Raw genomic sequence first — 15,448 nt, 5'->3', positions numbered from 1 at the left:
GGGTGGCTGAGAGCGTCCAGGCGACCGCCGACATCCTGTTCTGGGTGCTCTTCGGCACCTATCTGACGCTGCTGCTCATTCAGGTGTGGGCGGCGGTGGCCTTCGCGAATCGCCGGTCTGGAGCGCGGGCATGGCTATGCGGAACGCTGGTCGCCTTCGGCGGGCTGTGCGTCGTCGCGCTGGAGTTCACCCGCCCGGGGAACGACGGGATGCCGCTGCGGACGTTCGCGCTCGCCTACGCCGGCATCATGACCCTCGCCTTGCTCGCGTCGCTCCTGCCCGCCTCCCGAGCGTGGACCCGACGCCGTTTCGACGTCCGACGGGGCCCCGCGTCGGTGGGTGGCGCCGACCTCTGACAGGATCCCGTCGAGGGTCCGGGCGGCGACGGAGCACGCCCGCACTGCGCTGCGCGGTGTGTCGGGCCGCTCGCTGATCCGCCGCCATGTGTCGCGGAGCGCCGCGGCGAGGGCTGCGATCTCGGCGTGGGATGCGTCGGCCCGCGCACCGACTCGATCGGCGGGGTCGGTGCCGTCGGCGCCGAGGATCCGCTCGAGCTCGTCTGTCTCGCGCGGGGGCAGCCCGACGCCGGTCACCCGGATGGCCGCGAGGAGGTCGAGTTCGCGCAGCTCGTGCGATCCGTCGACGAGCGCATCGAGTGCGTCGCGCAGCGCCCCATCCCGACCGGTCCGCGGCTGATCGCGGAGCAGGTCGTCGAGGAAGGCCTGCAGTGCGCGGACCTTCAGGGCGGCGGCGCGGCCCGCGAACTGCCGCCGGACGATGGAGCGCAGCTCCTCGAGCCCGCTCTGGACGACGAGCTGCTCCGCGAGACGCTGCGAGGTCGTGGCGCCGCCCCTGACGAGGGCGACGCCGAGACGGATGCCGGTGATGCCGAAGCGGTCGATGAGCCCCCGCCGCGCGCGCGACCCGAGTGTCGCCGCCCCTTCGCGGACGAACCGGTCGGCCGAGAGCAGCAGGCGGTCGCGCTGATCGCGGTCCCAACCGGCGATCTCGCGGAGGGCGACGTAATCGCGCTCCGCCATGCAGCGCGCGCTCTCGGCGATGAGTCCGGCCACCGGCATCACGCCGATCGCCAGCGGTCGCATCTCAGGGAGCTCCCGGTACCGCGCCGCGATGCCGCGCGCGGACAGCAGGGCGTCGAGGCGCCCACCACCCACCTCGTCGGCGCGGGAGAGGACGGCGAGCGCGTTGACGCTGTTGCCCGGTCCGCTGTCGGCGTCGCGGAAGGCCGACAGGAACGACAGATCGGACGGGTGCAGGTGCCGGAGAAGGTAGACGATGGCGTCGGCGTCGGACGGACCGCCCGCCGCGGGCGTGAGGAAGGTGAGGCTGCGGTCGGAGATGCGTTCCGAGACGGATTCGATGCCGGGGGTGTCGATGAGCACGAGGGATCGCAGACTCAGCGCGGGCCACCGGATGTCGATGTGGTCGATGTCGTCGGGGTCGATCCCGCGGAGGTCCAGCCGCAGCCGCCCATCGGTGCGCGCGAGGGCGAGCGATGACGTGCGACCGCTGCGATGGACGGCGTCGACGCGCGGCGTGGCGCCGTAGCGGTACCAGGTCACGATGCGGGTGCATTCGCCGGCATCGGTGGGGGCGATCCGCTCGCCTATGAGCGCGTTCAGCAACGTCGACTTGCCGGCCTTGACCATGCCCGCGATGCCGAGGCGGAGCGGTTCGTGCAGCCTCGTGCGCCATGCCTGCAGGTCGGCGACCGTCGACTCGTCGTCGCAGTAGAGCGCCAGGGCCTCATCGAGGAGCGCGTCGGCCGCAGCCAGGATGCCGCCGGTCACACGGTCCCCCGCTGCGCCGGCGCCGCCGCGACTGCGGCGGGAGTCTCCTGCGGCGCTTCCACGGCGGCGGGCAGCGCGTTCTTCACCCGTGTCAGATACTGCAGTCGCTTGGTCAGCTCGGCGACCCGCGCGTCGCGGTCCTGCGCGAAGGTGGCGGCGGGCTTCCGGGCAGCCTCCGCGGCGGCGGTGAGCGAGCGGTGGATCTCGTCCGCTCGGGTCCCGAAGTGGTCTCGCGTGGCCCGCTGGATGGAGCGGAGACGGTCGCGCAGCTGCTTACCGACCTGGAAGGCGATCTCGTCGATGTACCGACGGACGAGGTTCTTCGCCTCGTTCTGTCGTCGCGTCAGGCGGGCCTGCGTGTCCTCCCGGTACGCCCGCCGACCGACCAGGACGCCGGCGAGCAGCGACAGCGGGTTCAGCACCGCGAGTCCGATGACGCTCGTGGCGAGACCGACCATGAGCACGCCGCCGTATGAGCCGCGGACGCCGATGTAGATCTTCTCCCCGGCCGAGAGGGTCGGGGCATCGAGCTCGGCCATCTCGTCGACCGGGTCGAGGACGCCGGTGATGTCGCCGACGTCGAGCTGCGGGATGTCCTCCTCGCCCTCGAGGAACTGCCCGGCGACCTCCTGCGCCAACCATCGCTGACGGTCGTTGGTCCAGACGAACGTGTCGGCGACGGCCTCGCCGACGCGCTCGTCGAGCCACTGCGCGAACTCTCCCCAGACCGGTCCCGGATCGCCGGCTTCGATGGCTTCCTCCGCCTGCCGCTGCACGCGGCGCAGGCGATCGCGGAGGTCGTGCTCGGTGTCGGCGATGAGGTCCGCGACACCGTCGGTCAGCGTCGTCTGCCATCGCGACGAGCGGCTGCGGAACTCCTCGGCCTGCCGCTTGGCGTACTCGAGGCGCTCGATGATCTCCGGAGTCCGCTCGGGATGCTGGAGCGCGGTCAGCTCGGATCGCACGGCGATCGACAGCTGCTCCACGACGTCGTGCAGGTCTGCTGCGGCGGCTCGGCGTTCGAGCTCGCCGGCTCGGTGCAGGACCTCTCGATGGAGGTGCTGGATGAGTTCGGGGAATCCCGACTCCTCGTTCAGTTCGCGATCCTGCCGAGCGGCGGCAGCGAGACGGAGGTCGCTCGAGACGGGGAAGACCGGGATCTGCCCGACGCTCTCGAGGTGGCGCTCGTCGATTCCGGCGATCTGACGCCACTGCGGGTACGCGTCGGTCTTGGTCACCACCGCCGACACGTGGGGCGACACGCGCACCGCCTGCGACAGCAGACGGATCTCGGGGGCCGTGTACTCCTGCGAGGCATCCGACACCATCAGCATGGCGTGCGCACCCGACAACGCCGTGAGCGCGGAGAGCGCTCGGAACGCCTGCGCGTCGCCGACGCCGGGGGAGTCGACGAGCCGCAACCCGTTCTTGAGGATCTCGCGCGGCACCAGGATTTCCGCTCCGACGACCTCGCCGCCGGCGAAACGCGGCGCCTCGGCGGCGACGTACTGACCCACCTCGTCGATGGGCACCTCGTGCCGGGACAGATCCGGCTTGGAGGGATGCCGCACGAGGACCGCGGCGGACGGCGTCTCGCCGTACCCGACCACGGTCGGGATGCGCGTCGCGATGTCGTCGTCGACCGGACAGACCGGCGCCCCGACGATCGCGTTGATCAGCTTGCTCTTGCCCTGCTTGTACTCGCCGACGACGAGGACGCGGACGTACGGGTCGGCCAACCGGGCCCGTGTCGCCGCCAGCCGGTCGGCGAGATCCTCCCGCCCCCACTCGCGACTCGTCTTCGTGACCTCGTCCCCCACGCGCACGAGCGCGCCGGGAGTCTGTCCCAGCGCGCCCTGCTCCCCCACCGATTGCGGCATGTGCGTCCCCTCGCATCCACGTCGTTGCGGATACTCCCCCAGCGGCACCGTACCGACTCCCCGTCACGTGGACAAGGGATGCCGACGGATGGCGCTCCAGCATCCGCAACGACGTGACCCGTCCCCGTCCCGCACCCGGGAGGGGTGCGGGACGGGGCTAGGTCGTGACTCAGAACGCGGTGTCCGCGTCAGCGTCCGGGACCTCGACGTTCATACCGCCGTCGTCGGCCACGGAGTTGTCGTCACCCGTCGTCCAGATGTTCGTCGAGTCGTCGTCGGTCCACGTCGTGGTGGGCGAGAACTCGGCGTTGAACTGCTCGTTCATGGAGTCGGAGATCGAGGTGTTGATCTGGCTCATGTCGGTCATCGACTCATCGACGTTGAACGAGTCCGAGATCGACACATTCGTGTTGATCGAGTTGTCCGTCGTCGAGTTGTCCATCCAGTTCGTCGAGTTGTCGGAGTTGTCGGAGTTGTCCGAGTTGTCCGCCCAGTTGCTGGTGTTGTTCGAGTCCATCCAGGTGTTCGTGTTGATGGTACTGCCGATCACGGCGTCACCACCCACGTTGTAGTTGACCGAGCTGTCGGTGGAGTTGTCCCACCAGACGTCCCCGCCTGCCGCGATCGAGCCGTCGCCGCTGGCCACGTTGGCAGACGAGCCCGAGCCGATCGAGACGTCACCACCGGCGCTGATGTTGCCGTTGACGGACTGATCGACGTTCGTGGAGTTGAACGACACGTTGCCCGAGACGCTGCCGAGGCCGGCCGCGGGGGCGGCGCCACCGTCGCCGAAGGTGGTGTTGTACTGCCGCACGCCGACGTTGTACTGGTCCCAGTCGATGTGCTGGTTGTACGAGTTCTCGTTGCCGGAGTTGGTGTTCGAGTTGTCGGAGCTGTCGTTGTACGAGTCGTTGACCGAGTTGTTCGAGTTGTCGGAGTTGTCGGAGTTGTCGGAGTTGTCGTTGTTCGAGTCCGTCCAGCTGTTGCCCGAGTCGTTCGTCGAGTTGTCCGAGTTGTCGCTGTTGTCGGAGTTGTCGCTGTTGTCGGAGTTGTCGCTGTTGTCGTTCCCCGAGTCGTTGACCGAGTTGTCGGAGTTGTCGGAGTTGTCGGTCCACGAGTTGTCGTTGTTCGAGTCGTTCGTCGAGTTGTCCGAGTTGTCGGAGTTGTCGTTGTAGGAGTCGTTCGTCGAGTTGTTCGAGTTGTCGTTCTCGGAGTCCGTCTTCGAGCTGTCCGACGAGTTGTCGTTGTACGAGTCGTTCGTCGAGTTGTCCGAGTTGTCGCTGTTGTCCGAGTTGTCGGAGTTGTCGCTGTTGTCGGAGTTGTCGTTGTAGGAGTCGTTCGTCGAGTTGTTCGAGTTGTCGTTCTCGGAGTCCGTCTTCGAGCTGTCCGACGAGTTGTCGCTGTTGTCGGAGTTGTCGTTCAGCGAGTCATTGACGCTGTTGTCGGAGTTGTCGCTGTTGTCCGAGTTGTCGGAGTTGTCGCTGCTGTCCGAGTTGTCGGTCGAGTTGTCGTTGCCGGAGTCCGCGGTCGACGCGTCGGTGTTGACGCTGTTGTCCGAGTTGTCGGTGTTGCCGGAGTCGTTGACGCTGTTGTCGGAGCTGTCCGAGTTGTCGTTGTAGGAGTCGGTCGCCTCAGCAACGGCGCTGAGGAAGTTGTTGTCGGCCACGGGTGAGTCCTCTCATCTGGCGCATGTCGCGCTCGTTGCGACGAGTCTCGTTCGCGACGCGGCGCGCGGCATCGGGGGAAATCCCCCCATGCGCGGCCCCCTCCCCGGGGTACCTGGGAAGCCCCACCATCCGGGGAGGGGGATCCGCCGCCGCGAGCCCGAGACCGACCGGGGAAGTCGCGGAAACTAGGCTGGTCGGATGGAACAGGCCGAGCTCACCGCCCTGCTGACCGCGGAGGGCCTCCGCATGGTCGACGAGGTGGGCCCCCTCACCACGACCGCGGAGGTCGCGTCCGCCGTCTCGCGCCTGCGCGCCGCCGGCCACGCACCCGACCTCGTCTCGGCGGTCGTCGGGCAGGCCCGACTGCGCGTGCGGGCCGCGGCCAAGTTCGGCGCGTTCGCCGACCGCATGCTCTTCACCCGCGCGGGTCTCGAGCAGGCCACCCGACTCGAGGTCGCCGCCCGGCACGCCGGCCGGTTCCGCGCGGCGGGTGCGACACGCGTCGCCGACCTCGGATGCGGCATCGGCGGCGACGCCCTCGGGCTCGCCGGGATCGGGCTCGACGTCCTGGCCGTCGATGCCGACGAGACCACGGCCGCCCTCGCCGCCTACAACCTCGCCCCCTTCGGCGACGCCGTGTCGGTGCGACACGGACGTGCCGAGGCGACCGATCTGACCGGATGGGATGCGGTGTGGCTGGACCCCGCACGCCGCACCGCCGGCCACACTGAGACCTCGCGCACGCGCCCCGAGGACTGGTCGCCGTCCCTCGACTGGGCGTTCTCCCTCGCGGCACGGATGCCGGTGGGCATCAAGCTCGGTCCCGGACTCGACCGCGGCCTCATCCCCGACGACGTCGAGGCGCAGTGGATCAGCGTCGACGGCTCGACCCTCGAGCTCGTGCTGTGGTCCGGGTCGCTCCGCCGCGCGGACGTCCGTCGCGCCGCGCTCGTCATCCGGGGCGGCGCGGCTGCAGAGCTGACGGCGCCCGCCGACACCGAGGACGAGCCGATCCGGGAGCTCGGCGCCTTCCTGCACGAGCCTGAGGGCGCCGTCATCCGGGCGCGCCTCATCGGCGAGGTCGCCCGCACCCTGCAGGCCGGCATGGTCGGCGACGGCATCGCGTATCTCACCTCCGATGCGGCGGTGACGAACGCCTTCGTGCAGTCGTTCCGCGTGCGCGAGGTCATGCCGCTGAAGGTGCCGACGATCAACGCGTGCCTGCAGTCGAACGGGATCGGGACGCTCGAGATCAAGAAGCGCGGCGTCGACATCGACCCCGCGCAGTTCCGGCGCAAGCTGACGCTGCGAGGCGAGGCGTCCGCCACACTCCTGCTGACCCGGGTCGGCGAGGGGTCGGCGGTGAAGCGGGTCGCGATCCTCGCCGACCGCGTCTGAGGCCGGTCAGCCGAACAGCGGTCCCTGCGCGGCCGCCCACCACAGCCAGCCGGCGCTGAAGACGAGCGACGCGGCATTCAGGCCGAACGCCCACCACGCCTTCTCGTCGCTCTCCCAGGGCCGGCGGACCGCGAGGACCGCCAGGACGACGCCGATCGCGCCGACGGGGAACCCCCACCCGACGAAGCACGAGAGGACGAGCGCCAGCACGCCGAGGAGGAGCGCCCACCCCGCGCTCCGCGGCAGCGCGGGAGGCGGGTGGATCCAGTGCACGTCGGGCGCGGCGGCCTCGCTCGCGTCGGGGTGGACGGCCATCGGCGGGGCGATCGGCAGCGGCTGCGTCATCTCGCGGTGGAAGCCGCCGCGATGCGCCCCCGGCAGGACGGAATCGCCCACGGGGCGGACGACATCCTCCGAGGGCGGCTCGATCGAGGGCGCGGCCACCGGCGGCGCGGCGTCGGCCTTCGCCTGCGCGCGCGAGGCGGGCGTCGGCATCCGATCGTCGCGCTCGTCGCTCATACCGAGGCCGCCACCTGGATCTCGGTGACGGGCAGCGTCGAGTCGGCGCCGAAGTCGAGGGTCGAGGCGGGGCGGCCACGCATGATGAGCTCCGAGGCGAGCGCGGCGATCATCGCGCCGTTGTCGGTGCACAGCGACAGCGGCGGGATGCGCACCGCGACGCCTGCCGCCTCGGCGCGCTCGAGCGCCACGTCGCGGAGGCGCTTGTTCGCGATGACGCCTCCGCCGAGGAGCAGCCGCGGGACGCCGTGCCGGGCGCACGCGTCGAGTGCCTTCGTCACGAGGACGTCGACGACCGCTTCGCGGAAGGATGCCGCGACGTCGGGGACCGAGACCGGCTCGCCCGCCGCCTCGCGCTGCTCGACCCAGCGCGCGACGGCGGTCTTGAGTCCCGAGAACGAGAAGTCGTACCGGTGGGCGGCCATGTCCGAGGCGCGGGACAGCCCGCGCGGGAAGCGGATGGCGGCGGGATCGCCCTCCGCAGCGGCCCGGTCGATCTGCGGACCGCCCGGGTAGGGCAGCCCGAGGATCCGGGCGATCTTGTCGAACGCCTCTCCGGCGGCGTCGTCCATGGTCTCGCCGAGCAGCTCGACGTCCGAGACGAGATCGCGCACGAGCAGGAGCGACGTGTGTCCGCCGCTGACGAGCAGCGCGACCGTCGGGTACTCGACCTCGTCGCCGGTGAGGATGTCCGCGGCGATGTGCCCGACGAGGTGGTTGACGGCGTAGAGGGGGATGCCGAGGCTCACCGCCAGCGCCTTCGCGGCGCCGACGCCGACCATCAGCGCACCGGCGAGCCCCGGTCCGCTCGTGACGGCGATCGCGTCGACCTCCGCCAGCGTGACCCCCGCCTCGGCGAGCGCCGCCTCGATCGCCGGCTGCAGCGCCTCGAGGTGCGCGCGGGCCGCGACCTCGGGGACGACGCCGCCGTAGCGGGCGTGCTCGTCCATGGAGCTCGCGATCGTGTTCGAGAGCAGCGTGCGGCCGCGGACGACACCGATGCCGGTCTCGTCGCAGCTCGTCTCGATGCCCAGGACGAGCGGTTCGGAGGACATGTCAGCACCATCCTTCGGCGGCCGAGGCGGTCGCGCCGTCGCGCTGCGCGGACCAGCCGGCGAGGTCCAGCTGCATGATGACGGCGTCGACGTCGTCGGGCTGGTAGTACCGAGGCCGGCGGCCGGTCTCGACGAACCCCTCCGAGGCGTAGAGGGCGGCCGCGACGGGGTTGTCGGCCCGCACCTCGAGGAACACGTCGCGGGCGCCGCGCTGCGCCGCGCTCGTGAGCAGCTCGCGGAGCAGTGCGCGACCGCGGCCCCTTCCGCGGACCTCCGGCGCGAGGGCGATCGTCTGGATGTCGGCATCCGCCGCACCGGCCACAGCACGGACGCCGCCGTACCCGACGATCCGGCCGGCTTCCTCGTCGACGACGTAGCGCCCGTGCGGCGAGACGAGCTCGCCCTGCATGAGCGCCGCACTCCAGGCATCCGTCGGGAACGACGCGCGTTCGAGCTGCATGATCGCGTCGAGGTCGCCCGCCGACGCCGCCCGGAGGGTCACGTGCCGACCTTCTTCGGTCCGGCCGAGAGGGTCACGTCGGGTGCCCGCAGGTACAGCGGCTCGTCGAGGTCGGCGACCCGATCGGCCGCGACGGCGCGTGCGGCGGCGAGCGCGACCATCGCGCCCGGGACCGCGGTGACGTCGCGACGCTCGGCACCGAGCTGCGCGAGGACGGCGTCGATGTCGTCGCGCTTCGCGAGCGCGGACTCGGCGACCCGGCGCGGCAGCCCGTCGTCGTCGAGGCCGTCGTACACGGTGTACGCGAACTCGCGGCGGCGAGCGTCCGTCACGACGGCGAAGCGAGGCAGCTCGGCGAACGGGTCGGCGAGCAGGATGGCGAGGGCGGCCGCATCGTGGCTCGGCACCGGGACGACCGGGATGCCGCGGCCCAGCGCGAACGCGCGGGCCGCCGCGATGCCCACCCGCAGGCCGGTGAAGGGTCCGGGGCCCATCCCCGCGGCGACGTGGGTCAGGACGACCGGCTCGGATGCCCCGGTTCCGCCCAGCGGGCCGTGTGCGGCATCCGTCAACGCGGTCTGCAGCAGGGTGCCGATGATCTCGGCGTGTCCGAGCGGATCGGTGCTCGCAGCCTCGGACCGGACGGCGCCGTCGGCGTCGGTCACGGCGACGGCCGTGCCGAGGGACGTGTCGATGCCGAGGATCACGTGTGCAAGGGTATCCGGGCGCGCGCTCAGGGGCGGCGCGTGACGGTGACGGTGCGCGGGGCGGCGTCCTCGAGGTCGGCGACGAACGCGTTCGAGGTGCCGCACGCGTTGTCGACGCCGGTACCGCTCCAGCCGCGGTCGATCTCGATCTCCCACCACACGTCGGTGAGCCCGTCGACCATGTCGCGGCCCCACTCGACGATCGTGACCGACCGGTCGAGGTCGAGGCCGATGTCGTCGAGCTCGGCGGGTGACCCGAGGCGGTAGGCGTCGACGTGCACGAGCGGCGGGCCGTCGACCTCGGACGGGTGCGTCCGGGCGATCACGAACGTCGGGCTCTGCACGGGGCCGCGGACGCCGAGACCGGCGCCGATCCCGCGCGTGAGGGTGGTCTTGCCGGCCCCCAGCGGCCCGGTCAGGACGACGAGGTCGCCGGCTCGCAGGGCTTCGCCCAGCTCGCGGCCGAAGGCCTCCATGTCCTCCGGCGACGCGATCTCGCGCCGTCCGACGAAGTCCTCGATGCCGGTCACGACCGCACCTCCCGTCGCGGGACGCGGGGCCCGACCCGCGTCACGATCTCGTAGTTGATGGTGCCGGCGGCATCCGCCCAGTCGCTCGCAGCCGGCGCACCCACGGCGGGATCGCCGAAGAGCACGGCCTCGTCGCCGACCTCGACGGGTGCATCGCCCACGTCGACGACGAACTGGTCCATCGCGATGCGGCCCGCGACCGTGAAGCGGCGATCGCCGATCACGACGGGACCGGCGCCGGACGCTGCGCGCGGCACACCGTCCGCGTACCCCATCGCGACCAGCGCCAGCGTCGACTCCGCGACGGTGCGGTGCAGATACCCGTACGAGACGCCCTGCCCGGCCGGGACCCGCCGCACGGCCGCGACGGCGCCGCGGAGGGTCATGGCGGGGCGGAGACCGAGGTCCGCCGACGACCGGTCGGCGAACGGCGAGAGCCCGTAGATGGCGACGCCGAGGCGGACGCAGCCGAGGCGCGCCTCGGGCATGTCGATGGCGGCGTGGGATGCCGCGATGTGGCGCAGCGGCGGGTGCAGCCCCGCGGACTCGGCCGCGGCCTGGGCGACCGTGAAGCGCGACAGCGCCGTCCGGTCGTCCTCCGGCGAGGTGTTGGAGAGGTGGCTGAAGACGCCGATGACCTCGATGAGCCCCTCGCGCTCGAATCGGGCCGCCTCACCGAAGACGGTGCCGTACTCCGACGGGGCGATGCCGTTGCGGCCGAGGCCGGTCTCGACCTTCAGCTGCACGCGAACCGGGCGCTCGCGCGATCCCGCCGCGGCGGCCGCGCGCACCTGCTCGACGCTGGAGACGCCCAGCTCGATGCGGGCAGCCGCGGCATCCTGGAACGACGCGTTCGGCGCGTGCAGCCACGCCAGCAGCGGCGCATCGATGCCGGCGGAGCGCAGCGCGAGCGCCTCGGGGACGTCGGCGGTCGCGAGCCGGGCGGCTCCTCCGGCGAGCGCCGCCCGCGCCGAGCGTTCCGCGCCGTGCCCGTAGCCGTCGGCCTTGACGACCGCGATGACCTCCGACGCCGTCAGCGCGCGCAGGTGACGGACGTTGTGCTCGATCGCGCCGACGTCGATGACCGCCTCGCGCGCGACGCCGTCCGGCATCCTGCTCATGCTCGTCCCTCCGCGATCACGTAGGCGGTCGCGAGCCCCGCATCGTGCGAGAGCGACAGGTGGACCGCGGTGATGCCGCGGGCGGCGATGGTGGTCGCGGTCTCGCCCGACAGGGCGAACACCGGCCGGCCGGAGGGCTCGGAGGCCACCTCGATGTCGGTCCAGTGGACGCCGTCCGAGCCGCCGAGCGCCTTGATGAGGGCCTCCTTCGCCGCGTAGCGGGCGGCGAGTGAGTGCGGCTTGAGGCCCTGCTCGGATGCCGTGAACAGCCGGGTCATCAGCCGCGGCGTGCGTTCGATCGAGCGCTCGAAACGCGGGATGTCGACGAGGTCGACACCGATGCCGATGATCATCCCGCCTCCTGTCGCCGCGCACTCGGGCGTGCGCCCGGCATCCCTCCAGGATATCGGCGCGCGCTGCGGGTCAGCCTCGCGGCGCACCGGTGTAGTGACGGGGGCGTCAGCCGACAGCGAGCCGGACGACCCGCTCGACGGCTGCGACGCCGGGCGTCAACTGCGCGCCGGAGCGGGCGTAGGTCTCGCGCGAGCGGCCGTAGGGGTCGACGACGTCATCGTCGGCGGGGTCGGCCGGCGGCAGCACGAGTCCGCGCTGGCCGGCGAGGACGGCGAGTGCGCCGCGCAGCCGCTCGGCGGGGCTGTCACCGGTGGCACCGGCGCGGATCGCGTCATCCGAGGTCGCGGCGGCGAGACGCTCGAACTCACGGATCGTGAAGGTCGCGCGCAGTTTGCCGGGGGCGAGTTCCACGATCGCGCGTCGGTGATCGCGGTCCATTGCGAGGACCAGGTCGGGGTCCTGCAGCAGCGCTTCGGTGAGGTAGCGGGCCGCGTGCGCATTCGGCAGATCGGTGGGCACGCCCTCGGCGAGCGCGAGCTCGACGGCTTCGACCGGCATCCGATCGCCTCCCCTGGCGCGGATGCCCGCACTGGTCGCCTCGACGCCGATGTCCGCCATCCGGTGCGCGAGCAGGAGCGCGGCCAGCGGAGAGCGGCAGATGTTGCCGGTGCAGACGGTGAGGATGCGGATCACGAAGAGGCCCTTCGGGGTGGGACGCAGGACGGATGCCGACGGGCGAGCCGGTACGGTAGCCCCGTGCAGGATCAGCCCACGCCGCCCCAGCTTAGCGACGAGTCCCCGGCCGTCGGACTCGTCGACGACGCCGGCGACGCGGCGGACGAGCAGTCCGCACCTCGGCCCCGGCACCGGCGCCGTCGGCGCACCGATTGGCGACTCGGCGGCACCGCCGTGCGGCAGTGGAAAGGGCTCGTGCTGTCGGTGGCGCTCGTCGGCCTCGGCGTCGGCGTGCTCGCGGCGTCGCTGATCGACACACTGTGGTCGTCACCGTGGGCACCGCTCGCCTCGACGGCGGCCCTCTGGGTCGGCATGCTGGTGCCGGTCGTCTACGCCTTCACCCGAGGCCGTCCCGCCGGCCTGCTGCGCTTCCGCGGCACCGATCTGATCTGGGGGCTCGCCCTCGGGATCGCCCTGCGGGTGCTGCAGGGATGGGTCACGGATGCCGACGCGCAGCCCTTCCCGACCGGTCCCCTCGTCGAGGGGCGACTCGCACCGACGTGGCTCCTGACGGATGCGATCCCGTCCGGACTGATCGCACCGGTGGTCGAGGAGTTCTTCTTCCGCACCGTCGTCCTCGTCGCCGTCTATTCGCTCCTCCGACGAGCCGCGGGCTCGTTCGCCGCGGCGCTCGGAGCGGTGCTCGTCTCGACGGCGACGTTCATCCTCATCCACGCGATCGACGGCTCCCTGCCGCTGACCGAGTCGATCTCGCTGGGCGCGGTCGGGCTCGTCTGCTCCCTGCTGGTGGTGCTGACCGGCCGCATCTGGGGTGCGGTCCTCGTGCACATCGTCTACAACACGTCGATGCTGCTGCTCATCGCGGCAGGGTCGGCGCTGTCGGGCCCCTGACCCGACCCCCGGCTGCGAGGACCGCGGGCGTCTGCGTCAGGGACGCCCCATGCCGTAGTAGGTCCAGCCGGCGGCGCGCCACGCGGCGGGGTCGAACGCGTTGCGTCCGTCCACGATGACCCTGCCGTTCGCGAGGGATGCCGCGTGCTCCGCCGTGAGCTCGCGGCGGTACTCGTCCCACTCGGTGACGAGGATGACGGCGTCCGCGCCGGTGAGCGCTTCGTCTCGATCGGCGACGTAGGTCAGCTGCGGATGTTGACGGCGCGCGTTGTCGATCGCCTCGGGGTCGGTGAGGGTGACCCTGGCGCCGAGCCCGTGCAGCCGCACCGCGACGTCGAGACCCGGGGAGTCGCGGATGTCGTCCGAATAGGGCTTGAACGCCGCGCCGAGCACGGTGACCTTCTTCTCGTAGACACTGCCGCCGAGGCCCTGCACGACCAGGTCGACAGCGCGGTCGCGGCGTCGCATGTTGATCTCGTCGATCTCGCGGAGGAACGCGACCGACTCGCCGCGGCCGAGCTCCTCAGCTCGAGCCGAGAAGGCACGGATGTCCTTCGGCAGGCAGCCACCGCCGAACCCGATCCCCGCCCCGAGGAAGCGACGCCCGATCCGCGCATCGTGTCCGATGGCATCAGCCAGCTGCGTCACGTCGGCCCCCGCGACTTCGGCGATCTCGGCCATCGCGTTGATGAAGCTGATCTTCGTCGCGAGGAAGGCGTTGGCCGACACCTTGACGAGTTCGGCGGTGGCGTAGTCGGTGACGATGAACGGCGTCCCCTTCGCGACCGACGGGTGGTAGACCTCGCGGAGGACGTCGGCCGCCCGCTCCCCCTCCTCGCCCGAGGGCACGCCCGCGACGAGGCGGTCGGGGTCGATCGTGTCCTTCACGGCGAAGCCTTCGCGGAGGAACTCCGGGTTCCAGACGAGCGTCGCCCCGGTCGCGGTGACCCGCCCGGCCAGGGTCGCAGCGGTGCCCACCGGAACGGTCGACTTGCCTGCGACGATGTCGCCCTCGCGCAGGTGCGGGAGCAGCGCGTCGACAGCGGCATTGACGTAGGTCAGGTCCGCGGCGTAGCCGCCCTTCACCTGCGGGGTGCCGACGCCGACGAAGTGGACTGCGGCCCCGGCGGCGGCTGCGAAGTCGGTCGTGAACGAGAGGCGCCCGGAGTCGATGCCGGCGCGGAGGATCTCGGACAGCCCGGGTTCGAAGAACGGGGCGTCACCGGCCGACAGCGCCTCGATCTTTCGCTCGTCGACGTCGATGCCGACGACGTCATGACCGATCGATGCCATCGCGGCCGCGTGCACGGCGCCCAGGTAGCCGCATCCGATGACAGAAAGTCGCATTGTCCACCCCTCCGTGGCGACGCGGTGTCGTCCGCGCGCCCCGGTCGTGTCTATCAGAGTCGGATGTCGTTCTCTCGCCGGTCGTGTTTCGGAGGACATCGACACGCGCTCGACGGGGGAATGACGCCGTGCGTGCCCGAGGGCTATCGTGGGCCTCAGCGGCGCAGTCCGTCACCCACCCGGGCGGCGGACGTCGGGGGGCGTGCGGTGCGCCGCATCCGCGTTTCGTGACCCGACGTCTGACACCACCTCACCCGAAGAGGACGTCACGATGAGCACCTCCGCAGAAGGTCTCCCGCACCAGCAACACCCGCACAGCGCGTCGGGCGAACCCCGCCTCACTCCGCACTACACGCCGGACGACCGCGTCGCCCCGGAGGACGCCTCGCTGCTGTGGCCCGACGCGCATCTGCTCGCCGAACCGCCTCCGGGGTACCACCCGCTCGAGATGCCGGCCGTATGGGAACCGGATGCCGGGGCACCGGACGCGTGGGCCCAGCCGCCGCATCCGTCACCGTCGCACCACCACCCGGCGCAGACCCAGACGCATCCTCAGCATCACCCCGCGCAGTCCGCACCCGTGCAGCAGCCGTGGCCGTACGCACCGTACGCCCCGCACTCGCAGCAGCCGGCCGCTGCCCCGCCCGCGCCGGAACCGCACGGACCGGTGGCGGGGTACGTCATCTCTGCGCAGTACGAGAATTCTGCGGCGCAGGCGGGGCGTCCGGCACGCGCCGGCTCGCCCGCGCAGGGCGGCCGGCCGGCAGCGGGGCCGCCGGTTCCGCGGAGTTTCCGCGACCTGCGTTCCGGGCCGCTGGAAGGTCGCGAATTCCCGACCATGCGGGAGTTCGCCGTGGCGGCCGTCATCGAGGCGGGCTACGCCGAGGCCGACGTCGCCCGACTGTTCCGCTTCGCGCCGTGGCAGCTGCGCGCGTGGGTGGATGAGGCGCGGAACGCCTCGTTCGGGCCGGGCAACCGCCCGGCGCACGGCCCGGGCCGGAGCCCGGCCTGA

At 71.7% G+C, this 15,448-nt stretch carries 15 protein-coding genes; 3 read left to right on the top strand and 12 right to left on the bottom strand.

From position 1 onward, the window contains the following. Positions 1-134: 134 nt before the first annotated feature. From KZX17_RS07045 to KZX17_RS07035, 3 genes are all read right to left on the bottom strand, one after another. Positions 135-1,811 (bottom strand): dynamin family protein, encoded by a 1,677-nt coding sequence (locus tag KZX17_RS07045; protein ID WP_248169929.1) that lies wholly within the window; start codon positions 1,809-1,811, stop codon positions 135-137. Continuing rightward, positions 1,808-3,691 (bottom strand): dynamin family protein, encoded by a 1,884-nt coding sequence (locus tag KZX17_RS07040; RefSeq protein ID WP_248169930.1) that lies wholly within the window; start codon positions 3,689-3,691, stop codon positions 1,808-1,810. Before KZX17_RS07040 ends, KZX17_RS07045 begins: the two co-directional genes overlap by 4 nt. A gap of 169 nt (positions 3,692-3,860) precedes the next feature. Further along, the gene (locus tag KZX17_RS07035) at positions 3,861-5,357 is read right to left on the bottom strand and encodes a hypothetical protein (RefSeq protein WP_248169931.1); all 1,497 of its coding nucleotides are present in this window, start codon (positions 5,355-5,357) and stop codon (positions 3,861-3,863) included. 199 nt (positions 5,358-5,556) lie between these two features. Here KZX17_RS07035 and KZX17_RS07030 point away from each other — a divergent pair, with 199 nt between their 5' ends. Next, positions 5,557-6,756, top strand: a complete 1,200-nt coding sequence (locus tag KZX17_RS07030; protein WP_248169932.1) for a class I SAM-dependent methyltransferase — start codon at positions 5,557-5,559, stop codon at positions 6,754-6,756. 6 nt (positions 6,757-6,762) lie between these two features. On the opposite strand, the gene KZX17_RS07025 is transcribed toward KZX17_RS07030, so the two are convergent. The 8 genes from KZX17_RS07025 to KZX17_RS06990 form a co-directional block, all read right to left on the bottom strand. After that, positions 6,763-7,275 (bottom strand): hypothetical protein, encoded by a 513-nt coding sequence (locus KZX17_RS07025; RefSeq protein ID WP_248169933.1) that lies wholly within the window; start codon positions 7,273-7,275, stop codon positions 6,763-6,765. Next, complete coding sequence (gene tsaD, locus KZX17_RS07020) at positions 7,272-8,330, bottom strand: tRNA (adenosine(37)-N6)-threonylcarbamoyltransferase complex transferase subunit TsaD (RefSeq protein WP_248169934.1); 1,059 nt, start codon at positions 8,328-8,330, stop codon at positions 7,272-7,274. The genes KZX17_RS07025 and tsaD overlap by 4 nt, the downstream gene beginning before the upstream one ends. A gap of 1 nt (position 8,331) precedes the next feature. Further along, positions 8,332-8,832: a ribosomal protein S18-alanine N-acetyltransferase gene (rimI, locus tag KZX17_RS07015; protein ID WP_248169935.1), complete on the bottom strand. Its 501-nt coding sequence runs from the start codon at positions 8,830-8,832 to the stop codon at positions 8,332-8,334. Then, positions 8,829-9,497 carry a tRNA (adenosine(37)-N6)-threonylcarbamoyltransferase complex dimerization subunit type 1 TsaB gene (gene tsaB / locus KZX17_RS07010; RefSeq protein ID WP_248169936.1) on the bottom strand — a complete coding sequence of 223 codons (669 nt, stop codon included), beginning with the start codon at positions 9,495-9,497 and terminating at the stop codon, positions 8,829-8,831. The genes rimI and tsaB overlap by 4 nt, the downstream gene beginning before the upstream one ends. 26 nt (positions 9,498-9,523) lie before the next feature. After that, on the bottom strand, positions 9,524-10,027 hold the full coding sequence (gene tsaE, locus KZX17_RS07005; protein WP_248169937.1) for a tRNA (adenosine(37)-N6)-threonylcarbamoyltransferase complex ATPase subunit type 1 TsaE: 504 nt from the start codon (positions 10,025-10,027) through the stop codon (positions 9,524-9,526). Then, positions 10,024-11,148 carry an alanine racemase gene (gene alr / locus KZX17_RS07000; RefSeq protein WP_248169938.1) on the bottom strand — a complete coding sequence of 375 codons (1,125 nt, stop codon included), beginning with the start codon at positions 11,146-11,148 and terminating at the stop codon, positions 10,024-10,026. Before alr ends, tsaE begins: the two co-directional genes overlap by 4 nt. After that, positions 11,145-11,501: a holo-ACP synthase gene (locus tag KZX17_RS06995; protein WP_248169939.1), complete on the bottom strand. Its 357-nt coding sequence runs from the start codon at positions 11,499-11,501 to the stop codon at positions 11,145-11,147. The genes alr and KZX17_RS06995 overlap by 4 nt, the downstream gene beginning before the upstream one ends. Positions 11,502-11,607: 106 nt before the next feature. Beyond that, complete coding sequence (locus KZX17_RS06990; RefSeq protein WP_248169940.1) at positions 11,608-12,195, bottom strand: low molecular weight phosphatase family protein; 588 nt, start codon at positions 12,193-12,195, stop codon at positions 11,608-11,610. A 63-nt stretch (positions 12,196-12,258) separates the two neighbouring features. On the opposite strand from KZX17_RS06990, the gene KZX17_RS06985 reads away from it, so the two are divergent. Further along, the gene (locus KZX17_RS06985) at positions 12,259-13,089 is read left to right on the top strand and encodes a type II CAAX endopeptidase family protein (protein WP_248169941.1); all 831 of its coding nucleotides are present in this window, start codon (positions 12,259-12,261) and stop codon (positions 13,087-13,089) included. A gap of 36 nt (positions 13,090-13,125) precedes the next feature. On the opposite strand, the gene KZX17_RS06980 is transcribed toward KZX17_RS06985, so the two are convergent. Then, complete coding sequence (locus KZX17_RS06980) at positions 13,126-14,436, bottom strand: UDP-glucose/GDP-mannose dehydrogenase family protein (RefSeq protein ID WP_248169942.1); 1,311 nt, start codon at positions 14,434-14,436, stop codon at positions 13,126-13,128. 271 nt (positions 14,437-14,707) lie between these two features. On the opposite strand from KZX17_RS06980, the gene KZX17_RS06975 reads away from it, so the two are divergent. After that, positions 14,708-15,448, top strand: coding sequence for a hypothetical protein (locus KZX17_RS06975; protein WP_248169943.1), 741 nt, complete (start codon positions 14,708-14,710; stop codon positions 15,446-15,448).

Origin of the sequence: Microbacterium sp. EYE_78 (assembly GCF_023149035.1) — a bacterium.
Lineage (GTDB): Bacteria > Actinomycetota > Actinomycetes > Actinomycetales > Microbacteriaceae > Microbacterium.
Note: the sequence above shows the minus strand (reverse complement) of the source record. Positions and strands in the feature narration are given on the sequence as shown.